Annotated in this window: 18 protein-coding genes, 1 pseudogene and 1 riboswitch; of the genes and pseudogenes, 15 read left to right on the forward strand and 4 right to left on the reverse strand. The window is 70.7% G+C overall.

The genetic code is table 11. From position 1 onward, the window contains the following. Positions 1 to 102 precede the first annotated feature (102 nt). A complete protein-coding gene (locus ABB07_RS28020) occupies positions 103 to 1,362 on the forward strand; it encodes a L,D-transpeptidase (RefSeq protein ID WP_208901310.1) in 1,260 nt (419 codons plus the stop codon). Between the two features lie 110 nt (positions 1,363 to 1,472). On the opposite strand, the gene ABB07_RS28025 is transcribed toward ABB07_RS28020, so the two are convergent. Next, on the reverse strand, positions 1,473 to 1,874 hold the full coding sequence (locus tag ABB07_RS28025) for a response regulator (RefSeq protein ID WP_208901311.1): 402 nt from the start codon (positions 1,872 to 1,874) through the stop codon (positions 1,473 to 1,475). Between the two features lie 167 nt (positions 1,875 to 2,041). Here ABB07_RS28025 and ctaE point away from each other — a divergent pair, with 167 nt between their 5' ends. The 6 genes from ctaE (at position 2,042) to ABB07_RS28055 (ending at position 9,135) form a co-directional block, all read left to right on the forward strand. Continuing rightward, entirely contained in the window at positions 2,042 to 2,662 is a 621-nt protein-coding gene (gene ctaE, locus ABB07_RS28030) for an aa3-type cytochrome oxidase subunit III (RefSeq protein WP_208901312.1), read from the forward strand. Between the two features lie 63 nt (positions 2,663 to 2,725). Beyond that, positions 2,726 to 3,538: a cytochrome bc1 complex diheme cytochrome c subunit gene (qcrC, locus tag ABB07_RS28035; protein WP_142218893.1), complete on the forward strand. Its 813-nt coding sequence runs from the start codon at positions 2,726 to 2,728 to the stop codon at positions 3,536 to 3,538. After that, on the forward strand, positions 3,535 to 4,596 hold the full coding sequence (qcrA, locus tag ABB07_RS28040; protein WP_208901313.1) for a cytochrome bc1 complex Rieske iron-sulfur subunit: 1,062 nt from the start codon (positions 3,535 to 3,537) through the stop codon (positions 4,594 to 4,596). Before qcrC ends, qcrA begins: the two co-directional genes overlap by 4 nt. Further along, positions 4,593 to 6,230 carry a cytochrome bc1 complex cytochrome b subunit gene (gene qcrB / locus ABB07_RS28045; RefSeq protein ID WP_208901314.1) on the forward strand — a complete coding sequence of 546 codons (1,638 nt, stop codon included), beginning with the start codon at positions 4,593 to 4,595 and terminating at the stop codon, positions 6,228 to 6,230. The genes qcrA and qcrB overlap by 4 nt, the downstream gene beginning before the upstream one ends. A gap of 126 nt (positions 6,231 to 6,356) precedes the next feature. Next, complete coding sequence (trpD, locus tag ABB07_RS28050) at positions 6,357 to 7,421, forward strand: anthranilate phosphoribosyltransferase (RefSeq protein ID WP_208901315.1); 1,065 nt, start codon at positions 6,357 to 6,359, stop codon at positions 7,419 to 7,421. 75 nt (positions 7,422 to 7,496) lie between these two features. Continuing rightward, a riboswitch (SAM riboswitch) is annotated at positions 7,497 to 7,613 on the forward strand. Between the two features lie 160 nt (positions 7,614 to 7,773). Continuing rightward, complete coding sequence (locus ABB07_RS28055; protein ID WP_208901316.1) at positions 7,774 to 9,135, forward strand: aminotransferase class V-fold PLP-dependent enzyme; 1,362 nt, start codon at positions 7,774 to 7,776, stop codon at positions 9,133 to 9,135. Positions 9,136 to 9,264: 129 nt separating this feature from the next. Here ABB07_RS28055 and ABB07_RS28060 read toward each other — a convergent pair whose 3' ends face one another. Together ABB07_RS28060 and ABB07_RS28065 are read right to left on the reverse strand one after the other, a co-directional pair. Beyond that, on the reverse strand, positions 9,265 to 9,546 hold the full coding sequence (locus ABB07_RS28060; RefSeq protein ID WP_208901317.1) for an Lrp/AsnC family transcriptional regulator: 282 nt from the start codon (positions 9,544 to 9,546) through the stop codon (positions 9,265 to 9,267). After that, on the reverse strand, positions 9,543 to 10,286 hold the full coding sequence (locus ABB07_RS28065) for a rhomboid family intramembrane serine protease (RefSeq protein ID WP_208901318.1): 744 nt from the start codon (positions 10,284 to 10,286) through the stop codon (positions 9,543 to 9,545). The genes ABB07_RS28060 and ABB07_RS28065 overlap by 4 nt, the downstream gene beginning before the upstream one ends. 194 nt (positions 10,287 to 10,480) lie before the next feature. Between ABB07_RS28065 and ABB07_RS28070 the strand changes: the two genes are divergently transcribed. The 6 genes and pseudogenes from ABB07_RS28070 to ABB07_RS28095 form a co-directional block, all read left to right on the forward strand. After that, positions 10,481 to 10,720: a hypothetical protein gene (locus tag ABB07_RS28070; RefSeq protein WP_014672226.1), complete on the forward strand. Its 240-nt coding sequence runs from the start codon at positions 10,481 to 10,483 to the stop codon at positions 10,718 to 10,720. A 42-nt stretch (positions 10,721 to 10,762) separates the two neighbouring features. After that, complete coding sequence (locus ABB07_RS28075; protein WP_208901319.1) at positions 10,763 to 12,106, forward strand: NYN domain-containing protein; 1,344 nt, start codon at positions 10,763 to 10,765, stop codon at positions 12,104 to 12,106. Between the two features lie 225 nt (positions 12,107 to 12,331). Further along, positions 12,332 to 13,366, forward strand: coding sequence for a C40 family peptidase (locus ABB07_RS28080; protein ID WP_208901320.1), 1,035 nt, complete (start codon positions 12,332 to 12,334; stop codon positions 13,364 to 13,366). Between the two features lie 247 nt (positions 13,367 to 13,613). Beyond that, a complete protein-coding gene (locus tag ABB07_RS28085; RefSeq protein ID WP_208901321.1) occupies positions 13,614 to 14,651 on the forward strand; it encodes a C40 family peptidase in 1,038 nt (345 codons plus the stop codon). A gap of 28 nt (positions 14,652 to 14,679) precedes the next feature. Beyond that, positions 14,680 to 15,873: a hypothetical protein gene (locus ABB07_RS28090; RefSeq protein ID WP_425264769.1), complete on the forward strand. Its 1,194-nt coding sequence runs from the start codon at positions 14,680 to 14,682 to the stop codon at positions 15,871 to 15,873. A 31-nt stretch (positions 15,874 to 15,904) separates the two neighbouring features. Then, positions 15,905 to 16,444: pseudogene (locus ABB07_RS28095) on the forward strand (MATE family efflux transporter); the annotation flags it as partial. A gap of 10 nt (positions 16,445 to 16,454) precedes the next feature. Here ABB07_RS28095 and ABB07_RS28100 read toward each other — a convergent pair. Then, the gene (locus tag ABB07_RS28100; RefSeq protein ID WP_208901322.1) at positions 16,455 to 17,690 is read right to left on the reverse strand and encodes a glycosyltransferase family 87 protein; all 1,236 of its coding nucleotides are present in this window, start codon (positions 17,688 to 17,690) and stop codon (positions 16,455 to 16,457) included. 117 nt (positions 17,691 to 17,807) lie between these two features. Between ABB07_RS28100 and ABB07_RS28105 the strand changes: the two genes are divergently transcribed. After that, positions 17,808 to 18,950, forward strand: coding sequence for a glycosyltransferase family 4 protein (locus ABB07_RS28105; protein WP_208901323.1), 1,143 nt, complete (start codon positions 17,808 to 17,810; stop codon positions 18,948 to 18,950). 146 nt (positions 18,951 to 19,096) lie between these two features. Beyond that, positions 19,097 to 20,719: a GMC oxidoreductase gene (locus tag ABB07_RS28110; protein ID WP_482269320.1), complete on the forward strand. Its 1,623-nt coding sequence runs from the start codon at positions 19,097 to 19,099 to the stop codon at positions 20,717 to 20,719. The last annotated feature ends 16 nt before the right edge of the window (positions 20,720 to 20,735 follow it).

Below are 20,735 nucleotides of genomic sequence, written 5' to 3' on the forward strand. Positions count from 1 at the left end.
TCCACCGGCCACCCCGGTGCAGTCGTTCCTTTGCCGCAGTGTCGATCGCTCGTACGGGTTACTCACCGCGCCAATGGGGTCAGCGCCTCATAGCGTGATCGTATGAACCACACTCCGCGGACCCGCACCGTCGTCAGCTGCACCCTGCTGGTGACCGCGCTCGGCGCGGGCCTCACCGCCTGCGGTTCGGACGGCAACGCCCTGGCGGACAAGCCGTACGACGCGGCGGACCTGGTCTCCCTCAACGGCGACTCCGACGAGGGGAAGCGGGTCGACCCGGACAAGCCCCTGGAGATCACCGCCAACGGCGACGACCGCATCACCGACGTCACCGCCCAGGACTCCACAGGGCGCTATGTGGCGGGCGAACTCTCCGCCGACGGCAGCAGATGGCACAGCACGGCCCCGCTGGCCGCCAACGCCCACTACACGGTCACGGTGAGCACCGAGGACGACGACGGCGCGCCAGGCCGCAAGGTCTTCACGTTCGACACCAGCAGGCCCACCAGCAGGAAGCGCCTGACCGTCACCTTCGGGCCGAAGTCGGGCCAGTACGGCGTCGGACAGCCCATCACCGCCGAGCTCGACCAGGCGGTCAAGGACAAGGCGCAGCGCGCCATCGTGGAGCGCGCCCTGCGGGTGGACTCCACGCCGGCCGTACAGGGCTCCTGGTACTGGGTGAGCGACAAGGAACTCCACTACCGGCCCCAGGAGTACTGGCCCACCCACGCCACCGTCACGGTGCACAGCAACCTGGACGGCATCAGGATCAGCGACCGGCTGTGGGGCGGCCCGTCGAAACCGGTGAGGATCACCACGGGCGACCGGATCGAGGCCCTCACGGACGCCGCCGCGCACGAGCTGACGTTCTACAAGAACGGCGACGTGGTCAAGCGGATCCCCGTCACCACCGGCCGGCCCGGCTACGACACCCGCAACGGCATCAAGGTCGTCCTGGAGAAGGCGTACGTCGTACGCATGCGCGGCACCACGATCGGCATCTCCGCGAGCAGCTCCGACTCCTACGACCTGAACGTCTACTACTCCACCCGGGTGACCTGGTCCGGCGAGTACGTGCACGCCGCGCCCTGGTCGGTGGGTTCACAGGGTTACGCCAACGTCAGCCACGGCTGCACGGGCATGAGCACCGCCAACGCCCAGTGGTTCTTCGCCAACATCCACCAGGGCGACATCGTCAGGGTCGTCAACTCCCGCGGCCACCAGATGGAGGACTTCGGCAACGGCTTCGGCGACTGGAACGTCGACTGGAAGAAGTGGAGCAAGGGCAGCGCCCTCACCAACGGCAAACCGACCGGCCCGACGGAGACGGACACGGTACGTCTCCAGCCGACGGCGCTGTAGGCGCTCCGAAAGGGGCGCGGGGCTGTGTCCGATATGCGGCTACCGCCGCGTGGGCGCGAACGGGCCCCACCGGCCCGCACCCCCGCACGAAACCCGGCGCCCCCTCCCCGCTAGGCGCCCACCAACCGCTTCTGACGGAGCAGAGAAGCAAGGGCCGACGCGAACTCCACAGGATCCACCGGCAAGGTGACCGCCGCATCGGCCCGGCTCCACGTCGCCAGCCACGCATCCTGCGGCCGCCCCATCAGCAGCAGCACCGGCGGACAGTTGAACACCTCGTCCTTGATCTGCCGGCACACCCCCATGCCCCCCATCGGCACGGCCTCACCGTCCAGCACGCACACATCGATGCCGCCCTTGCCCAGCTCACGCAGCACCGCGTCAGGCGTCGCACACTCCACGAACTCGACAAAGGGGACGTCAGGGGCCGGCCGGCGCCCGGTGGCCAGCCGTACTTGCTCGCGGGTGTTGGAGTCGTCGCTGTAGACCAGCACCGTGGCGGTCGGCTGCATTGTTCCTCCGGGACGTCAGCGTCGTACGGACGGGACGGACAGGGCCGTTCGGGGCGGAGCTTACTCCCGTCGAAGTCCCCATGAACACCACGTCAACACCGGTTCGGCGGGCAGCAACACTCCGAACGGCACCCCCCGGAGTGAGGGCGGGATAAGCGACCGACATAATGTCGGTCGTGGCGACAGCAACGACAGTAGAAACCGGGCACGCGCACCCGTCGGTCAACCGGCCGAACCTCACCAGCGTCGGAACCATCATCTGGCTGAGTTCCGAGCTGATGTTCTTCGCGGCCCTCTTCGCGATGTACTTCACCCTGCGATCGGTGACGGGTCCGGCGCACTGGAAGCACATGGCCGACGCGCTCAATGTGCCCTTCTCCGCGACGAACACCACGATCCTGGTGCTCTCCTCGCTCACCTGCCAGCTCGGCGTGTTCGCGGCCGAGCGCGGTGACGTGAAGAAGCTCCGCGGGTGGTTCATCGTCACCTTCATCATGGGTGCGATCTTCATCGGCGGTCAGATCTACGAGTACACGAGCCTGGTGAAGGACGACGGCATCTCGCTCTCCTCCGACCCGTACGGCTCGGTGTTCTATCTGACCACCGGCTTCCACGGCCTGCACGTGACGGGCGGTCTCATCGCCTTCCTGCTGGTCCTCGGCCGCACCTACATGGCCAAGAGGTTCACCCACGAGCAGGCGACCGCCGCCATCGTCGTGTCCTACTACTGGCACTTCGTCGATGTGGTCTGGATCGGCCTTTTCGCCACGATCTACCTGATCAAGTAGCCGGGACCGGCTCCCGCACATCCAGAAGCACCGACGCAGAAGATCCTGACACCGGGGTAATCCGTGAAAAAGCTCTCCGCACGACGACGCCATCCGCTGGCGGCGGTCGTCGTCCTACTCCTCGCGCTGGCGGCCACTGGGGGGCTGTACGCCGCGTTCGCACCCGCGGGCAAGGCGCAGGCCGATGATTCCGCCCAGTCCCTGACCATCCAGGAGGGCAAGAAGCTCTACGAGGTCGGCTGCGCCAGCTGCCACGGCACCGGTGGCCAGGGCTCCTCCGACGGGCCGAGCCTGGTCGGCGTGGGCGCCGCGGCCGTCGACTTCCAGGTCGGCACCGGCCGTATGCCGGCCGCCACCTCGCAGGGCGCCCAGGTCCCGCGCAAGAAGGTCGTCTACAACCAGACCCAGATCGACCAGCTCGCCGCGTACATCGCCTCGCTGGGCGCCGGCCCGAGCGTGCCCACCAAGGACCAGTACGGCCCTGACGGCGCGGACATCGCCAAGGGTGGCGAGCTGTTCCGCACCAACTGCGCGCAGTGCCACAACTTCACCGGCAAGGGCGGCGCCCTGACCAAGGGCAAGTTCGCGCCGACGCTCGAGGGCGTCGACCCGAAGCACATCTACGAGGCCATGCAGACCGGCCCGCAGAACATGCCGTCCTTCCCGGACACCACGTTGTCCTCGAAGAACAAGAAGGACATCATCGCGTACCTGCACGCGGTCGACAGCAGCGAGACGACGAACCCCGGCGGTCTGGAGCTGGGCGGCCTCGGGCCGGTCAGTGAGGGTCTGTTCGCCTGGATCTTCGGCCTCGGCGCGCTGATCGTGGTCGCCGTCTGGGTCGCCGCTCGGACCGCAAAGGCCAAGAAGTCATGAGTAGCCAAGACATTCCAGAAGAGAACCTGCCCGCAGAGCAGGAGCACGCGCATGGCGCGGTAACGGCGGTCGCGGACGAGGAGAACCCGTTCGCCGACCCGGGACTGCCGCCCCACGAGCACCGGATCCAGGACATCGACGAGCGGGCCGCCAGGCGGTCCGAGCGCGCGGTCGCCCTGCTGTTCACCCTTTCGATGCTGGCCACCGTCGGCTTCATCGTCTCGTACGTGACGATCCCGCACGACAAGAGCATCTTCGTCTTCCCGATCGGGCACCTCAGCGCGCTGAACTTCGCGCTGGGCCTGACCCTCGGTACGGCGCTGTTCTGCATCGGCGCGGGCGCGGTCCACTGGGCCCGCACCCTGATGTCCGACGTCGAGGTCGCCGACGAGCGGCACCCGATCGAGGCCTCCCCCGAGGTGCGCGCGAAGGTCCACGCGGACTTCCGCCAGGGCGCCAAGGAGTCGGCGCTCGGCCGCCGCAAGCTGCTGCGCACCACGATGTTCGGCGCGCTGGCCCTGTTCCCGCTCTCCGGCGTCATGCTGCTCCGTGACCTCGGCCCGCTGCCCGGCACCTCGCTGCGTCACACGCTGTGGGCCAAGGGCAAGCGCCTGGTCAACACGAACACGGGTCAGCCGCTGCGCCCCGAGGACGTCGCCGTCGGCTCCCTCACCTTCGCCAAGCCCGACGGGCTGGAGGAGACGGACGAGGAGTTCCAGACGGAGATCGCCAAGGCGGCCCTGATGATCGTCCGGCTGCAGCCGGGCAACATCAAGGACAAGCGCGAGCTCGACTGGTCGCACGAGGGCATCGTCGCCTTCTCCAAGATCTGCACGCACGTCGGCTGCCCGATCTCGCTGTACGAGCAGCAGACGCACCACGTGTTGTGCCCGTGCCACCAGTCCACCTTCGACCTCTCCGACGGTGCCCGAGTGATCTTCGGCCCCGCCGGCCACGCCCTGCCGCAGCTGCGCATCGGCGTGGACAGTGACGGTTACCTCCAGGCGCTCGGCGACTTCGAGGAGCCCGTCGGTCCTGCATTCTGGGAGCGCGGATGAGTACTGCAGCGAACGAGACGCCCCGCCCGCGCGGGAAGGCACCGGCCGGCGAGCGGGTCGCCGACTGGGCCGACGGCCGGCTCGGGATCTACTCCCTGGCCAAGTCCAACATGCGCAAGATCTTCCCCGACCACTGGTCGTTCATGTTGGGCGAAGTGTGCATGTACAGCTTCATCATCATCATCCTGACGGGTGTCTATCTGACGCTGTTCTTCCACCCGTCGATGAACGAGGTGGAGTACCACGGCAGCTATGTCCCGCTGCAGGGACAGCTGATGTCCGAGGCGTTCAGCTCGACCCTGCACATCTCCTTCGACGTGCGCGGTGGTCTGCTCATCCGGCAGATCCACCACTGGGCCGCGCTGATCTTCCTCGCCGGCATGTTCGTGCACATGATGCGCGTGTTCTTCACCGGCGCGTTCCGCAAGCCGCGTGAGATCAACTGGCTGTTCGGCTTCCTGCTGTTCGTCCTCGGCATGTTCACCGGCTTCACCGGTTACTCGCTCCCGGACGACCTGCTCTCCGGCACCGGTGTCCGCTTCATGGAGGGCGCGATCCTGTCCGTGCCGATCGTCGGCACGTACCTGTCGTACTTCCTCTTCGGCGGTCAGTTCCCCGGCCACGACTTCGTCGCCCGGTTCTACTCGATCCACATCCTGCTGCTGCCGGGCATCATGCTCGGCCTGATGGTGGGCCACCTGATCCTGGTCTTCTACCACAAGCACACGCAGTTCGCGGGTCCGGGCAAGAGCAACAACAACGTCGTCGGCATGCCGCTGCTGCCGGTCTACATGGCCAAGGCCGGAGGCTTCTTCTTCCTGGTCTTCGGTGTCATCGCGGCCATCGCGGCGGTCGCCCAGATCAACCCGATCTGGGCCATGGGCCCCTACCGTCCGGACCAGGTGTCCACCGGCGCCCAGCCCGACTGGTACATGGGCTTCGCCGAGGGTCTGATCCGCTTCATGCCGGGCTGGGAGATCAACTTCGCGGGCCACACGCTCGTCCTGGGCGTGTTCATCCCGCTGGTGCTCTTCCCGCTGGTCCTGGCGGCGATCGCGGTCTACCCGTTCATCGAGTCCTGGATCACCGGCGACAAGCGCGAGCACCACATCCTGGACCGCCCGCGCAACGCCCCGACGCGTACGGCCTTCGGTGTCGCCTGGGTGACGATCTACATGATCACCCTGGTCGGCGGTGGCAACGACCTGTGGGCCACCCACTTCCACCTGTCGATCAACGCGGTCACCTGGTTCGTCCGGATCGGGTTCTTCGTCGGGCCGGTCATCGCGTTCATCGTCACCAAGCGGATCTGCCTGGGTCTGCAGCGCCGCGACCGCGACAAGGTGCTGCACGGTCGCGAGACCGGCATCATCAAGCGGCTGCCGCACGGTGAGTTCATCGAGGTGCACGAGCCGCTCAGCCAGGAGCAGCTGCACACCCTCACGGCCCACCACCAGTACCAGCCGGCCGAGATCGGCCCGACGGTCGACGAGAACGGCGTCGAGCGCAAGGTGCCGGCCTCGGAGAAGCTCCGGGTGAAGCTGTCCAACGCCTACTACGGCGAGGACAACCAGATCCCGAAGCCGTCCGTCGAGGAGTACAAGGAGATCACGAGCGGCCACGGCCACCACTGATCCCGCGTCGCCACGCCACGCCGAAGGGCCCCGTCCGGGTTACGGACGGGGCCCTTCGCCGTGTGCGGGGGTCGATAGGCTGGGATCGGACCATTGATGTTGTGTACGACACCCCAGGAGCGGCTTATGAGCGCTGTGACCCCCGCTGGAGGCGACACCGCGGCGGGCCGTTCCTGGCCCGAGGTACTGAACGCCCTGCTGGAGGGCCGCGACCAGAGCGCGGACGCCACGGCATGGGCGATGGACCGGATCATGCGCGGGGAGGCGACCGACGCGCAGATCGCGGGATTCGCCGTGGCCCTGCGGGCCAAGGGCGAGACGGTGGAGGAGATCACCGGGCTCGTCCGCGCGATGTACGACCACGCGAACGTCATCGAGGTGCCGGGGCGGACCGTCGACATCGTCGGCACCGGCGGCGACGGCGCCAAGACGGTGAACATCTCCACGATGTCCTCGATCGTGGTCGCCGGCACCGGCGCGAGGGTCGTCAAGCACGGCAACCGGGCCGCGTCCTCGGCGTCGGGCGCCTCGGACGTGCTGGAGAAGCTGGGCGTCAATCTGAACCTGTCGCTGGAGCGGGTCCCGCAGGTCGCCGAGGAGGCCGGGATCACCTTCTGCTTCGCGGTGAAGTTCCACCCGGCGCTGCGTCATGTGGCCGCCGCCCGTGGCCAGTTGGGCATCCGTACGACCTTCAACGTGCTGGGTCCGCTGACCAATCCGGCGAAGGTCCGGGCCCAGGCCGTCGGTGTGGCGGATCTCCGGATGGCCCCGATCGTGGCCGGCGTCCTCGCCGAGCGCGGCAACTCCTCCCTGGTCTTCCGCGGCGACGACGGCCTGGACGAGCTGACCACGACGGCCACCTCCCACGTCTGGATCGTCCGGGACGGCAAGGTCACCGAGGAGACCTTCGACCCGAGGGACGTCGGCATCGACCTCGTCCCGGTGGAGGCCCTGCGCGGCGCGGACGCGTCGTACAACGCGGAGGTCGCCCGCCGCCTGCTCGATGGTGAGACCGGGGCCGTACGGGACGCCGTGCTGCTGAACTCCGCGGCGGCCCTCGTCGCCCTGGACCCGACGGACGCCCCGCTCGCCGACCAGCTCCGCGCGGGCATGGCCAAGGCCGCCGAGTCCATCGACTCCGGCGCGGCGAAGCGGACGCTGGAGCGCTGGGTGGCGGCGAGCAACGCCTAGCGGAAACCGGCGGTCGTCCCGCGATCCGGACACGGGTTGCGGGACGACGATCTCTTCCCGTACGTTCCTGTACCAGGTCATGAGTGACAGTCATGAGGCCCCGGCCGGCTGTCCGGCAACCCTCCGTCCGTGGCGGGGTGCCCCGGGTGAAGACCAGGCCGTAGGCAGCGAGGTCTACGGCAAGCGCGGACCCCTCGCGCGCTGCTGAGAGCGCGGGACCAGGGGTCCTGGTCGTTCGAGGGAGCCTTCCGTGAGCAAGCGAATGCGATAGGGCCGCAGAGCCCCGCCTCCGCACACCCCTTTTCTCTTCTTCCCGTACGCCTCTTCGCGTACGTCCTCACGGGAGTTCCCCATGTCTGTCTTCACCGCTGCCGCCGACCAGTCCGTTTGCTCCCCGCTGCCCGTTCTGGGCCGGGATGTCACCGTCCCGCTCGTCACCGGCGGCGAGGTCACCTACGCGGCCCTCGACTACGCGGCCAGTGCCCCCGCCCTGCAGCGCGTCTGGGACGACGTGGCCGCCTACGCGCCGTACTACGGCAGCGTCCACCGCGGCGCCGGCTACCTCTCCCAGCTCTCCACCGACCTGTTCGAGAACGCCCGCAGGACGGTCGCCGAGTTCCTCGGCTGCCGCGCCGAGGACCAGGTGGTCTTCACCCGGTCCACCACCGACTCCCTGAACCTGCTGGCCCGCGCCCTCCCCGCCGACTGCCAGGTCTTCGTCTTCGAGACCGAGCACCACGCCTCCCTGCTGCCCTGGCAGGACGCGAAGGTCACCTACCTCGACGCCCCGCGCACCCCGCAGCAGGCCGTCACGACCCTGGAGCGGGCCCTCGCCGGCCGTGACCCCTACGGCCCGGCCCTGGTCTGCGTCACCGGCGCCTCCAATGTCACCGGCGAGCTGTGGCCGGTGCGCGAACTGGCCGCGGCGGCGCACGCGCACGGCGCCCGGATCGTCCTGGACGCCGCCCAGCTGGCCCCCCACCACCCCGTGTCCGTCCGTGACCTGGACGTCGACTGGGTCGCCTTCTCGGGGCACAAGCTGTACGCCCCCTTCGGCTCCGGTGTCCTGGCCGGCCGCGCCGACTGGCTGCGCGCCGCCGAGCCGTACCTCGCGGGCGGCGGCGCCAGCCGCAAGGTGACCCGGCGTCAGGACGGCGGTGTGGACGTGGAGTGGCACGAGAGCGCCGCGCGGCACGAGGCGGGCTCGCCCAATGTGATCGGCGCCTACTCCATCGCGGCGGCCTGCAAGGCGCTGACCGAGGCCGGCTGGGACACCCTGGTGGCCCGGGAGCAGCACCTCATCCGCGGGGTCCGCGCGGGCCTGGCCGAGGTCCCGCAGGTCAGGATCCTCTCCCTCTTCGGCGACGACGCCCCCCGGGTCGGCGTGATCTCCTTCGTCGTCGAGGGCTGGAACAGCTCCCACTTCGCCGCCGCCCTGTCCGCCGAGTACGGCATCGGCGTCCGCGACGGCCTCTTCTGCGCCCACCCCCTGGTCCGCACCCTCCTCGGCACCGACCCGCAGACCCAGGGCGAGTGCGGCGCCCCCGAGGCCGCACCGGGCGAGAAGTCCCTCAACGCCATCCGCGTGAGCTTCGGCGCGGGCACCCCCGACGAGCACGTGGAGCGTTTCGTGACGGCGGTGAAGGAACTGGTCACCGAGGGTGCCAAGTGGACGTACCGCACGGAGGACGGCCGCTGCGTCCCGGCGGTGTGATCAGCGCCCCGAAGAGGCGCGGGGCTGTATCGATATGCGGCTCCGCCGCGTGGGCGCGACCAGCCACCACGGCCGCCGCACCCGCAATGCGACCCGCGCCCCGCAGACGCCTGGGCGATCTTCAAACGATCAGTTGTCCAGGCCGATCGAGAACGCCGCCTCCAGGTCGTGCTGGGAGTAGGTGCGGAAGGCGACGTGCGTGTCCGTGGCCTCCACACCGGGGATCTTGCTGATCCGCCCGGGGATGACATCGGCCAGATCCTCGTGCTGCCGCACCCGGACCATCGCGATCAAGTCATACGTACCGGTGACGGAGAAGACCTCGCTGACCGACTCCAGCGAAGCGATCTGCTCCGCGATCTCGGGGATCCGGTCCACGCTGGTCTTGATCAGGACGATCGCGGTGATCACGGCTGGTTCTCTCCCTCGGGGGCCTGAGCAGGGGCGGCTTTCACTCTAGTCGCACGGCCGTAGCGCACCCACGCGTAGCAGAAGCCCAGCGCGAATCCCACCAGGTGCGCCAGATACGCCACCCCCGGCCCCTGCGCGGAGCGCCCCGCGGCCGCCCACTGCAGCGCCGCCCAGAACGGCAGCACGACCCACGCCGGGAACCGCACGGGCAGGAAGAACAGGAACGGCAGAAGACTGGTCACACGGGCGCGGGGGAACAGGTAGAGGAACGCCCCGAGGATCGCCGAGATCGCCCCGGACGCGCCCACCAGCGACTGCTCGGAGGCGTCGTTGGCGGCCGCGTACCCCAGCAGGGCGAGATAGCCGCAGCCGACGTAGAAGAGGGTGAACTCGACCCGGCCCATCCGTTCCTCGGTCATCGCGCCGAAGACGAAGAGGAAGAGCATGTTGCCGAGCAGATGCACCCAGCTGCCGTGCACGAACAGGGCCGTGGCGGGGGTCAGGGCCGCGCGTACCGGCCTGGCGAACAGCTCGGCCGGTACCACGCCCCAGCGGTGGAAGTACGCCCGCTGCGCGGCGAGCAGGGCGTTCCCCGAGCCGTATCCCGGGGTGAGCCCCGAGGCCGGGCCCAGGACGAAGAGCAGGCAGCACAGGGCGATGAGGCCGTACGTCATGGGTGCTGATGTGCTGCGGACCGCTCTGAACGCCCTGCCGGCCGCCGTGCTCCACTCGCTGATCATGAATACAGAGCATGGCGTAACGGGACACAAGCTGACAGACCGCCTCGCCGCCGTGGACGGACCAGCGGCGAGTCGCCACCAGGCCGTAGGGTTACGGCCACACGCGTCGGCCGGCGGCGCGCGAGCGAGCACGAGCCGGTACGAGCCGGTCGAGCCCGTACGAGCCCGGAACGAGAAGGAAGCGGACAGCCACGATGACGGTTCCCCTGCCGACCGCCACCACCCGATGGCGCTGCACCCTGTGCGGCAACCTGACCCGGTTCGACGTGACGCGCTCCTCGAAGGTCGTCGAGTACGTCCACCTCGATCTGGCCGGCGAGCCGACCGTGGAGGAGCGCGAGGTGGTCAGTGAGACCATCGAATCGGTGCGGTGCCGCTGGTGCAACGCGGTGGACCAGGTGGAACTCGTGGACAGGCCGGGCGCCGGCTCCTGAGCGGAGCGGCCCCGAAGAAGTCGAAGTAGTGGGGTGTGACGGATGGTGGAGACCACAGGCGGGGGGCCGGGCGACGGCACCGCCGAGGTGCTTGACCGTCCGCTGCCCGACGGGGTGCGACGCAGGGTCGTCCAGATCGTCTCGGACGGCTTCGGCGGGCTGACCATGACGGAACTGCCCGCCCAGCTCAGGCAGTACGCCCGGTTCACCCCCAGCCGCCGGGCCAAGTTCGCCGGCAACGCGATGGCGGCGGCGCTGGAGACCGATGCGCTGTTCCGGCAGCGGATCGGGGAGAAGTTCAGAGAGGCGCAGCCGGAACTCGCCGGCGCCCTCGACTCCGGCTCGCCGCTCCCGGCCGCGGACCCGCTCGACGTGGCGGCCGCGGCCTACGTGCTGCGCCCGGCGGGCTGGGTGAAGCTGGTCACCGCGGCCGGCGAGGAGGTCCAGCGCGCGGACGCCGAGCGCGCCGACGAGGAGAGCCGGGCCGAGCTGGAGCGGCTGCGCGCCGAGCTGGCCCAGGCCCGCGAGCAGACCCGTGCCGAGACCGAACGGCTGCGTGCGGAGCTGGAGTCGGCGAAGAAGGAGGCGGAGTCGCTGCACCGCAAGCTCCGGGCCGCCCTCAGCGACGTCAAGCGGGGCGAGGCCGCCCTGCGCAAGGCCCAGGGCGAGATGGACGCCGTACGGGCCGAGGCGCACCGGCAGGTGTCGGCCGCCGAGAGCGAGTCGCGCCGGCTCAAGGCCCGCCTCGGCGAGGCGGAGGCCGCGCTGGAGGCCACCCGCCGCGCCGCCCGCGAGGGCCGCAGCGTGGAGGACATGCGGGTACGGCTGCTGCTCGACACCCTGCTGGAGGCGACCCAGGGCCTCAGGCGCGAACTCGCCCTGCCGCCCGTGTCCGTGCGGCCCGCCGAGACCGTGGACGCCGTCGAACCGGGACGCATGACCCCGAAGGACATCGCGGCGCGGGCCCTGTCGGAGAACGACCCGGCCATTCTCGACCAGTTGCTGGCGCTGCCGCAGGCGCATCTGGTGGTCGACGGCTACAACGTCACCAAGACCGGCTATCCGCAGATGCCGCTGGAGAAGCAGCGGCTCAGGCTCCTCGGTCAGCTCTCCGCGCTCGCCGCGCAGACCGGCGCCGAGGTGACCTGTGTCTTCGACGGCGCCGAACTGGCCGCCCCGGTGCTGCTCGCGCCGCCGCGCGGGGTCCGGGTGCTGTTCTCCAAGCCGGGCGTCACGGCCGACGAGCTGATCCGCCAGCTGGTGCGCGCGGAGCCGCCGGGCCGCCCGGTCATCGTCGCCTCCACCGACCGCGAGGTGGCCGACGGGGTCGCGAAGGCAGGTGCCCGTCCCGTCGCCTCTGCGGTGCTTCTCAAGCGACTGTCCTGAAGGCCCAACGGGCATATGCAATGCCCGAATTGGCCGTATCGTCACGCAACGTAGTGTCGATCGCGCATCACGGCACGTGAGTTCTGTGCAAAGAATGCATTGCGTGATGGGATTTTCTGGTGAGAGGATTTGAACTGATCACAACTGGGTCACTAGGGTCTGGGCTCGAACCTCCGAACGGGTGATCATTTCACTCACTCACTCACGAGAAGGAGTTCGTCCTCCGTGGCGTCCCACCGTCGACCCAAGCAGCAGAGTCGCGCCCGCGTGACCGTGCTGACCACCGCAGCCGCCGCAGCCGTCGTCCTGAGCGCGAACGCCGCCAACGCCGCGCCGAGCCAGAAGCTCTCCAAGGACCAGGTCAAGGCCAAGGTCGACGAGCTCTACCAGCAGGCGGAGCAGGCCTCCGAGAAGTTCGACGGGGCCAAGGCCAAGCAGCAGAAGCTGCAGAAGGAAATATCCACCATCCAGGACAACGTCGCGCGGGGTCAGCAGGACCTCAACAAGCTGCGCGACGGCCTGGGTTCGCTGGCCACCTCGCAGTACCGCTCGGGCGGTATCGACCCCTCGGTCCAGCTCTTCCTGTCCTCCAACCCGGACGACTTCCTCGACAAGGCCTCCACGCTCGACCAGTTGAGCGCCCAGCAGGTCGACGCCCTGAAGAAGATTCAGGACAAACAGCGCGAACTCGCCCAGGAGCGCACGGAAGCCGCCGACAAGCTCAAGGACCTCTCCTCCACGCGCACCCAGCTGGAGCAGAAGAAGAAGGAGGTCCAGGCCAAGCTCGCCGACGCGCAGAAGCTGCTCAACACCCTGACGGCCAAGGAGAAGGCGGACCTCGCCGCCCAGCAGGCGCGCGCCGACCGCTCCTCCAGTGCCCGCGTCAACCTCGGCGACGCCCCGCCGGCCTCCGGCCGCGCCGCGGCTGCCTTCTCCGCCGCGCAGAGCGTGCTCGGCTCGCCCTACGTCTACGGCGCCTCCGGCCCGTCCTCCTTCGACTGCTCGGGCCTGACCTCCTGGGCCTACGCGCAGGCCGGTGTCTCGATACCGCGCACCTCCGAGTCGCAGGCCACCATCGGCACCCGGATCTACGACCAGAGCCAGCTCAAGGTCGGCGACCTGGTGTTCTTCTACGGCGACATCCACCACGTCGGCCTGTACGCGGGCAACGGCCAGGTGCTGCACGCCCCGCACACCGGTGCCGTGGTCCGCTACGAGGCGATGTCCGACATGCCGTTCCAGTTCGGCGTCCGGGTCTGATACCCGCCGATCCCCTGGGCAACGCCCGCACGGGGGCGCCCGAACGGGCGAATCCCGTGGACCGGAAGTGACTCCACGCCCCGCCACTGACCTGGGTCAGCGGCGGGGCGTCACCGTATGTTGCCGCCACGGCCGTTGGTCCGGCCCCTTCCGCACGGCTACTGTCTGCCGCGTTTCCCCGGCGCCGGGGTCTCCCCGTCCCCAGGCGCCGGGGGAGCGGTTCCTGTCCGCCAGCAGAAGGACTGCCGTGGGGTCTCATCGCCGCTTCTCCTCCTCCGGATTCGACCGGGGCGCCGCCGCCCTGTGCGTGCTGTCGGCCGCGGCCGCCGCACTCGGCGCCGTACCGGCACAGGCCGCACCGAAGGGCGACACCCGCGCCGAGGTGGACCGGCTCTACCAGGAGGCCGAGCGGGCGACCCAGGCCTACGACAAGGCCCAGGAGCGGGAGGGCACGCTGCGCCGCGAGGTCCGCGAGGCCCAGGACCTCATCGCCCGGCAGCAGCAGCGCGTCAACACCCTGCGCGAGCAGCTCGGTTCGCTGGCCGGCGCCCAGTACCGCTCGGGCGGCATCGACCCGGCCGTGGCGCTGCTCTTCTCCGACAGCCCCGACGACTATCTCGACAAGGCGTCCACCCTCGACCGCATCACCAGCCAACAGGCGGGGCAGCTGCGCGAGTTGCAGTCGGCGCTGCGGGACCTCGCCCAGGAGCGCACGGTGGCGGTCGGGAAGCTCGCCGAGCTGGAGAGCAGCCGCAAGGCCGTGGCCACGCAGAAGCGGACCGTGGTGCGGAAGCTCGCCAGGGCCCGGCAGCTGCTCAACGCGCTCCCGCCCGCCGACCGCGCCGTCCTCGGCCGCGCCTCGCGCTCCGACGGCGACGGACGCCTCGATCTGTCCGACCTGACCGGCCTCATCGCCCCCGACACCCCGGACGCCCCCGACGCCCGCGCCGCCGCCGCGGTGGCCGCCGCCCGCTCCGCCCTCGGCCGGCCGTACGTGTGGGGCGCCAGCGGCCCTTCCGGCTTCGACTGCTCGGGCCTGATGCAGTGGTCGTACGCGCACGCCGGGGTCCAGCTGCCCCGCACCTCGCAGGAGCAGCGCTTCGCCGGCCGGCAGGTCCCGCTCTCCGAGGCCCGCCCCGGCGACCTGGTCATCTACCGCTCCGACGCCAGCCATGTGGGGATGTACGTCGGCAACGGCCAGGTCATCCACGCCCCCTATCCGGGCGCCGCGGTGCGCTACGACCCGGTCGGGATGATGCCGGTCTCCTCGGTCACCCGGCCCTGATCCGGCCGCTCGCCGTTACGATCGGGAAGTGGCTGGTCGCAGACGGGCGTGGAGTATCGGGGCCGTGGGGCTCGGGCTGCTGCTGCCCCTGGCCGGCTGCGGCGGCACCCCGTCCGACACCGCCCGCACCCAGGTACAGCAGCTGCTCGACCGGCGCTCGGCCGCGCTCCTCGGCCACGACGAGACGGCGTTCGGGGTGACGGGCACCCGCACCGAGTACACCCGGCTGCGCGCCCTGCCGCTGGCCTCCTGGGCCTACCGGGTCACCGCCGTGCACCGCACCTCCACCGGCGCCACCGCCGACGCCGACCTGAACTATCGCGTCGCGGGGTACGACAAGGCCCCCGTGGACGCGCGCCGCACCCTCACCCTCGGCCGCACCGCCGACGGGAAGTGGTACGTCACCGCCGACCGGCCCGCCCGGGACGCCGGGCAGCAGCTGTGGGACCAGGGCCCGGTGAGCGCCGTCAGGGGCGCGCACAGCCTGGTCCTGGGCACCGGCCGGACCACCGCCGACCTGCGCGGATACGCGAAGCTGGCCGACCGCGCGGTGCCCGCGGTCTCCCGGGCCTGGGGCACCGACTGGACCCGCCGTGTCGTCGTCCTCGTCCCGCGGTCCCTGCAGGGCATGGCGGGCCTGCTCGGCTCGCCCGCCGCGAACTATCGGGGGATCGCCGCCGTGACCACCGGTGAGGCGGGGGGTTCGGGCCGGGCACCCGCGGACCGGGTGGTCGTCAACCCGGAGGCGTACGCCATCCTCGGCGACCTCGGCAAGCAGGTGGTGCTCACCCACGAGACCACCCATGTGGCCACCCGCGCGCACACCACCGCCGCGACCCCGCTGTGGCTCTCCGAGGGCTACGCGGACTGGGTCGGCTACCTGGGCACCGGCCGCACCCCCACCGAGGCCGCGCCGGAACTCACCCGTGCCGTGCAGGACGGCCACCCGCCCACCGGGTTCCCCACCGACAAGGACTTCGGCTTCACCAGCGACCCGGGCGAGCTCGCCCAGGCCTACGAGGGCGGCTGGCTGGCCTGCCGGATGATCGCCGACCACTGGGGCCCGGCCCGGCTCGACGCCTTCTACCGCGCCGTCGGCGCCCACCGGAAGCGGGCGGGTGCGGTCGAGGACGCGCTGAGGACGGTACTGGGGACCACACCGGGGGAGTTCACCGTGCAGTGGCGGCAGTATGTGCGGGCACAACTGAGCCGGACCGAGTGACGCCCGGTTCCCTTGCCTGGCCGCTCATCCGGCCGCGCCGAGCGTCTCCCTCGCCCACAAGGTCATGTACGTCGCCACCATGGCCTTCTGCGCGGTACGGCAGGCCGCCGCGATCCATGCCGCGCACACCAGGGGCGCGGGCGCGGACGTGCGGTGGGACATCGGCCGGCAGGCGGTGGTGCTCTCCGGTGCCCTGGGCCTCGCCGCCTCCGCCGTGTTCGCCGTGACGGCGCCCTGGATCATGGCCGCCTTCGGCGCGGGCCCCGAAGTCGCCCGTCAGGGCGTGCTGTTCCCGCGCTGCGTCGGCCCGTATCTGCTGCTGATGGCCTGCTTCATCGCCCTCGGCGGGGTCTTCGAGTGCAGCGGCGGAGCACCGGCGCTGCTCCGGGTCACCTTGCTCGGCACGGCCGTCCAGCTGCCCCTGGCGTACGCCCTCGGCAGCCTCGGCCTGCCCGGCATCTGCCTCGCCCTGGCCCTCGCGATGGCCGTCCAGTGCGCGGCCGTGGCGGTGCTGCTGCGCCGGACCGGCCGCCACGGGAAAGCAGCGGTGTCCCTGGCGCGTGCCGGGTGAGCCGGGCGGGTCAGGGTGAGACCGGGGTCTGGTGCGGTTCGGCCGGTTGCGGGGGGAGGGGGGCGGTGGGGGCCGGGGGTACGGTCGAGTGCCACAGGCGGCGGGCCGCCGTGAGCGAGGCCGCGACCAGCAGGCCGTTGCGCAACGCCAGCAGGAAGACGCCGTACCGGTCGCTCAGGACCACGTGCAGGAAGCCGAGCGGGAACTCCACGACGGTCACGAAGGACGCGGCCACCACCATCAGCGCGGGCGCGCCCATCCGGCTCGCCCGGTACGACACACAGACCGCGGCCAGGCCGATCAGCCACACCAGGTACTGCGGGCTGATCACCCGGCTGGTGACCGTGAACAGCAGCACCGCAGTGAAGGCCGCCTCCGCCAGCGTGTGCGGTGCCCTGCGGGCCGCGCGCAGCCGCCACAGCAGCAGCCAGCCGAACGCGGCCCCGGTCAGCCCCAGCGCCGCCGTGCTGACCAGGCCCACATACGGGCCGAGGAACTCGATCGACCCGTAGTTCAGCAGCACCTGGCCCTGCCAGCCGAAGTGCCGGGCCACATGGAAGACCAGGGCGCCCAGCGACTCCACCTCCGTGCCCCGGTCCCGCTGGAAGGACAGGAAGGCGAAGGCTCCCGGCATGGACACCGAGAACAGCGCCGCGAGACCGGACGCGGTCACCGCCGCCGACCACCACGCCCGCCGCCGCACGGCACCGACCAGCAGCAGCGCCGGCCACACCTTCAGCAGCGCGCCGAACGCGGACAGCGCGCCCATCACCCGCGGATGCCGGGCCCCGGCCACCAGCGCCGCCACGGCCACCGCGGTCACCATCACGTCGTAGCGGGCGTACACCGTCGGTCCGAGCAGCGGCGCGCCCGCCACCCACACCCAGGCCCCGCGCGGGGAGCGGCCCGGGCGCCGGCTCGGACACAGCAGCAGCGCCAGGACGGCCACGTCGGCGAGGAACGCCAGCACGAAGAAGGCGTGCGCGTACGACAGGAAGGGCAGGACGGCGGGGGAGAGCACCGGGAGCGCCGCGGCCGGGGGGTACTGCCAGGTCACGTCGTCCAGCGGAAACGTCCCCTGGCGCAGCACCTCGTACCAGCCCCGGTAGATCACCGACACGTCGGAGGTGACGTCCGGGCCCGGGAAGACGAAGACCTGGAAGACGAACAGGAGCAGCACCGCACGGGTGACGCCCCAGGTCGCGAGCAGCCATGCCAGGGACCGCCCGGCGCCTTTCGTCTCCACGTGCTCCCCTGCCGTTCGATGCCGCGTCGGGCACCATGATGTCGTGCCTGTCTGTGTGCATGCCACAAACCCGGCCGCACGCGGCTCCGGACGGCCGATTCGGTAGGGTCGGCGGCGATGCGCACAACCCTGATCGTCACCAACGACTTCCCGCCCCGGCCGGGCGGCATCCAGGCCTTCCTGCACAACATGGCCCTCCGCCTGGACCCCGGCCGGCTGGTCGTCTACGCCTCCACCTGGAAGCGCGGCAGGGAGGGCGCCCGGGCCACGGCCGCCTTCGACGCCGAGCAGCCCTTCACCGTCGTACGCGACCGTACGACCATGCTGCTGCCGACCCCGCAGGCGACCCGGCGGGCGGTCGGGCTGCTGCGTGAGCACGGGTGCACCTCGGTGTGGTTCGGGGCGGCGGCGCCGCTCGGCCTCATGGCCCCGGCGCTGCGCAGGGCGGGCGCCGAGCGACTGGTGGCGACCACCCACGGCCACGAGGCGGGCTGGGCCCAGTTGCCCGCCGCCCGGCAACTGCTGCGCCGGATCGGCGAAACCACGGACACGATCACCTATCTGGGCGAGTACACGCGCTCCAGGATCGCCACCGCGCTCACCCCGGCGGCCGCCGCCCGCATGGTCCAACTGCCGCCCGGCGTCGACGAGAAGACCTTCCACCCAGGCTCCGGCGGCGCCGAGGTCCGCGCCCGCCTCGGCCTCACCGACCGTCCGGTCGTGGTCTGCGTCTCCCGGCTGGTCCCGCGCAAGGGCCAGGACACCCTCATCCGGGCCATGCCCCGCATCCTCGCCGCGGAGCCCGACACCGTCCTGCTCATCGTCGGCGGCGGCCCCTACGAGCGGGACCTGCGCCGCATGGCCGCCGAGACCGGCCTCTCCGGCTCCGTCCGCTTCACCGGCTCCGTCCCCTGGTCCGACCTGCCCGCCCACTACGGCGCCGGCGACGTCTTCGCCATGCCCTGCCGCACCCGCCGGGGCGGCCTGGACGTGGAGGGCCTGGGCATCGTCTACCTGGAGGCCTCGGCGACGGGCCTGCCGGTGGTGGCGGGCGACTCGGGCGGCGCACCGGACGCCGTACTCGACGGGGAGACGGGGTGGGTGGTCAAGGGCGGCTCCCCCGAGGAGGCGGCCGCCCGCATCATCCCCCTGCTCCAGGACCCCGAACTGCGCCGCAGAATGGGCGAGCGAGGCAGACAGTGGGTCGAGGAAAGGTGGCGCTGGGACCTGCTCGCGGAGACGTTGAAAACACTGCTGTAGTGCAGCGCCCCGTAAGGGGCGCGGGGAACTGCGCGAGCAACCACGAAACACCCGCAGCCGCCGACGACGAGTCCCCACCCCTTCATACGGCGACTCTTGGCGGAACCCCATAATCCGCCCATGCTGCGCCCATGACAGCAAACCTGATGAGACGTCAGCTGACAAGACGTCACATGCTCGGCATGGCCGCACTGCAGACCGCGGCCACCCTCGGCTTCACCCGCATAGGACTCCAGTCGGCCCGGGCCGCCGAGCCCGACGCAGTCGAAAGCGCCCCGGCGATAGTCGTCGGCTCCGGCTACGGCGGCGCCGTGGCCGCCCTCCGCCTCGCCCAGGCCGGCATCCGTACCCTCGTCCTGGAAATGGGCCGGCTCTGGAACACCCCCGCCCCCGACGGCAGGGTCTTCTGCTCCACCACCGCCCCCGACCAGCGCTCCATGTGGTTCCGCACCCGCACCGAGGCCCCCCTCGCCACCTTCCTCTGGCTGGACGTGGTCAACAAGGACATCAGCGCCTATCCCGGAGTCCTGGACCGCGTCCACTACGACAACATGTCCGTCTACGTCGGCCGGGGCGTCGGCGGCGGCTCGCTCGTCAACGGCGGAATGGCGGTCACGCCGCTGAAGTCCTACTTCACCGAGCAGTTCCCGACCGTCGACGCCGACGAGATGTACGGCACCTACTACCCCCGCGCCCGCGCCATGCTCGGCGTCAACACCATCGACCCGGCCTGGTTCGAGTCCACCGAGTGGTACCGGTTCACCCGCACCTCCCGGAAGGCCGCCGGCAACGCGGGCCTGAGGACCACCTTCGTGCCCAACGTCTACGACTTCGGCTACATGCAGCAGGAGGCCGCCGGGACGGCCACGAGGTCCGCGCTGGCCGGCGAGGTCATCTACGGCAACAACCACGGCAAGCGCAGCCTCGACAAGACCTATCTGGCCGCCGCCCTCGGCACCGGCAACGTCACGATCCACACCCTGGAGAAGGTCACGTCGGTCAGCCGGACGGGCGACGGGTCGTACGTCCTGACCGCCGACCGGATCGACACCACCGGCGCGGTCGTGGAGACCAAGAGTTACGGCTGCACGTACCTGTTCCTCGGCGGCGGCAGCCTCGGCACCACCGAACTCCTCGTCCGCGCCCGCGACACCGGCACCCTGCCGGACCTGAACTCCGCCGTGGGCGCGGGCTGGGGCACCAACGGCAACACCATGCTCGGGCGTGCCAACCACGTCTGGGACACGGTCGGAGCCGACCAGGCCACCATGCCCGTCATGGGCATCGACGACTGGGCCAACGCCGACAACCCCGTCTTCGCCGAGATCGCCCCGCTGCCCATGGGGTTCGAGCACTGGATCAGCCTCTACCTGGCGATCACCAAGAACCCCGAACGGGCCTCCTTCACCTACGACTCCGCCTCCCGGGCGGTGAGGCTCGGCTGGAGCGCCGCCCAGAGCGCGGTGTCGGTGAGCATGGCCAAGAAGCTGTTCGACCGGATCAACCTGGCCAACGCGACCATCTACCGCTACGACCTGTTCGGCTCCGGCAGCAAGGTCTTCGCGGACGACTTCACGTACCACCCCCTCGGCGGCTGTGTCCTCGGCAGGGCGACCGACGACTACGGCCGGGTCAAGGGGTACTCCCGCCTCTACGTCACCGACGGCTCGCTGGTGCCCGGCAACATCGGCGTGAACCCGTTCGTCACCATCACCGCGCTCGCCGAACGCACGATGGCGCGGGTCCTCGCCGAGGACACCGCGCCATGACACTCCGTCAGCGGGC

The organism is Streptomyces incarnatus (assembly GCF_001027185.1).
In the GTDB taxonomy this organism is placed as follows: Bacteria; Actinomycetota; Actinomycetes; order Streptomycetales; family Streptomycetaceae; genus Streptomyces; species Streptomyces puniciscabiei.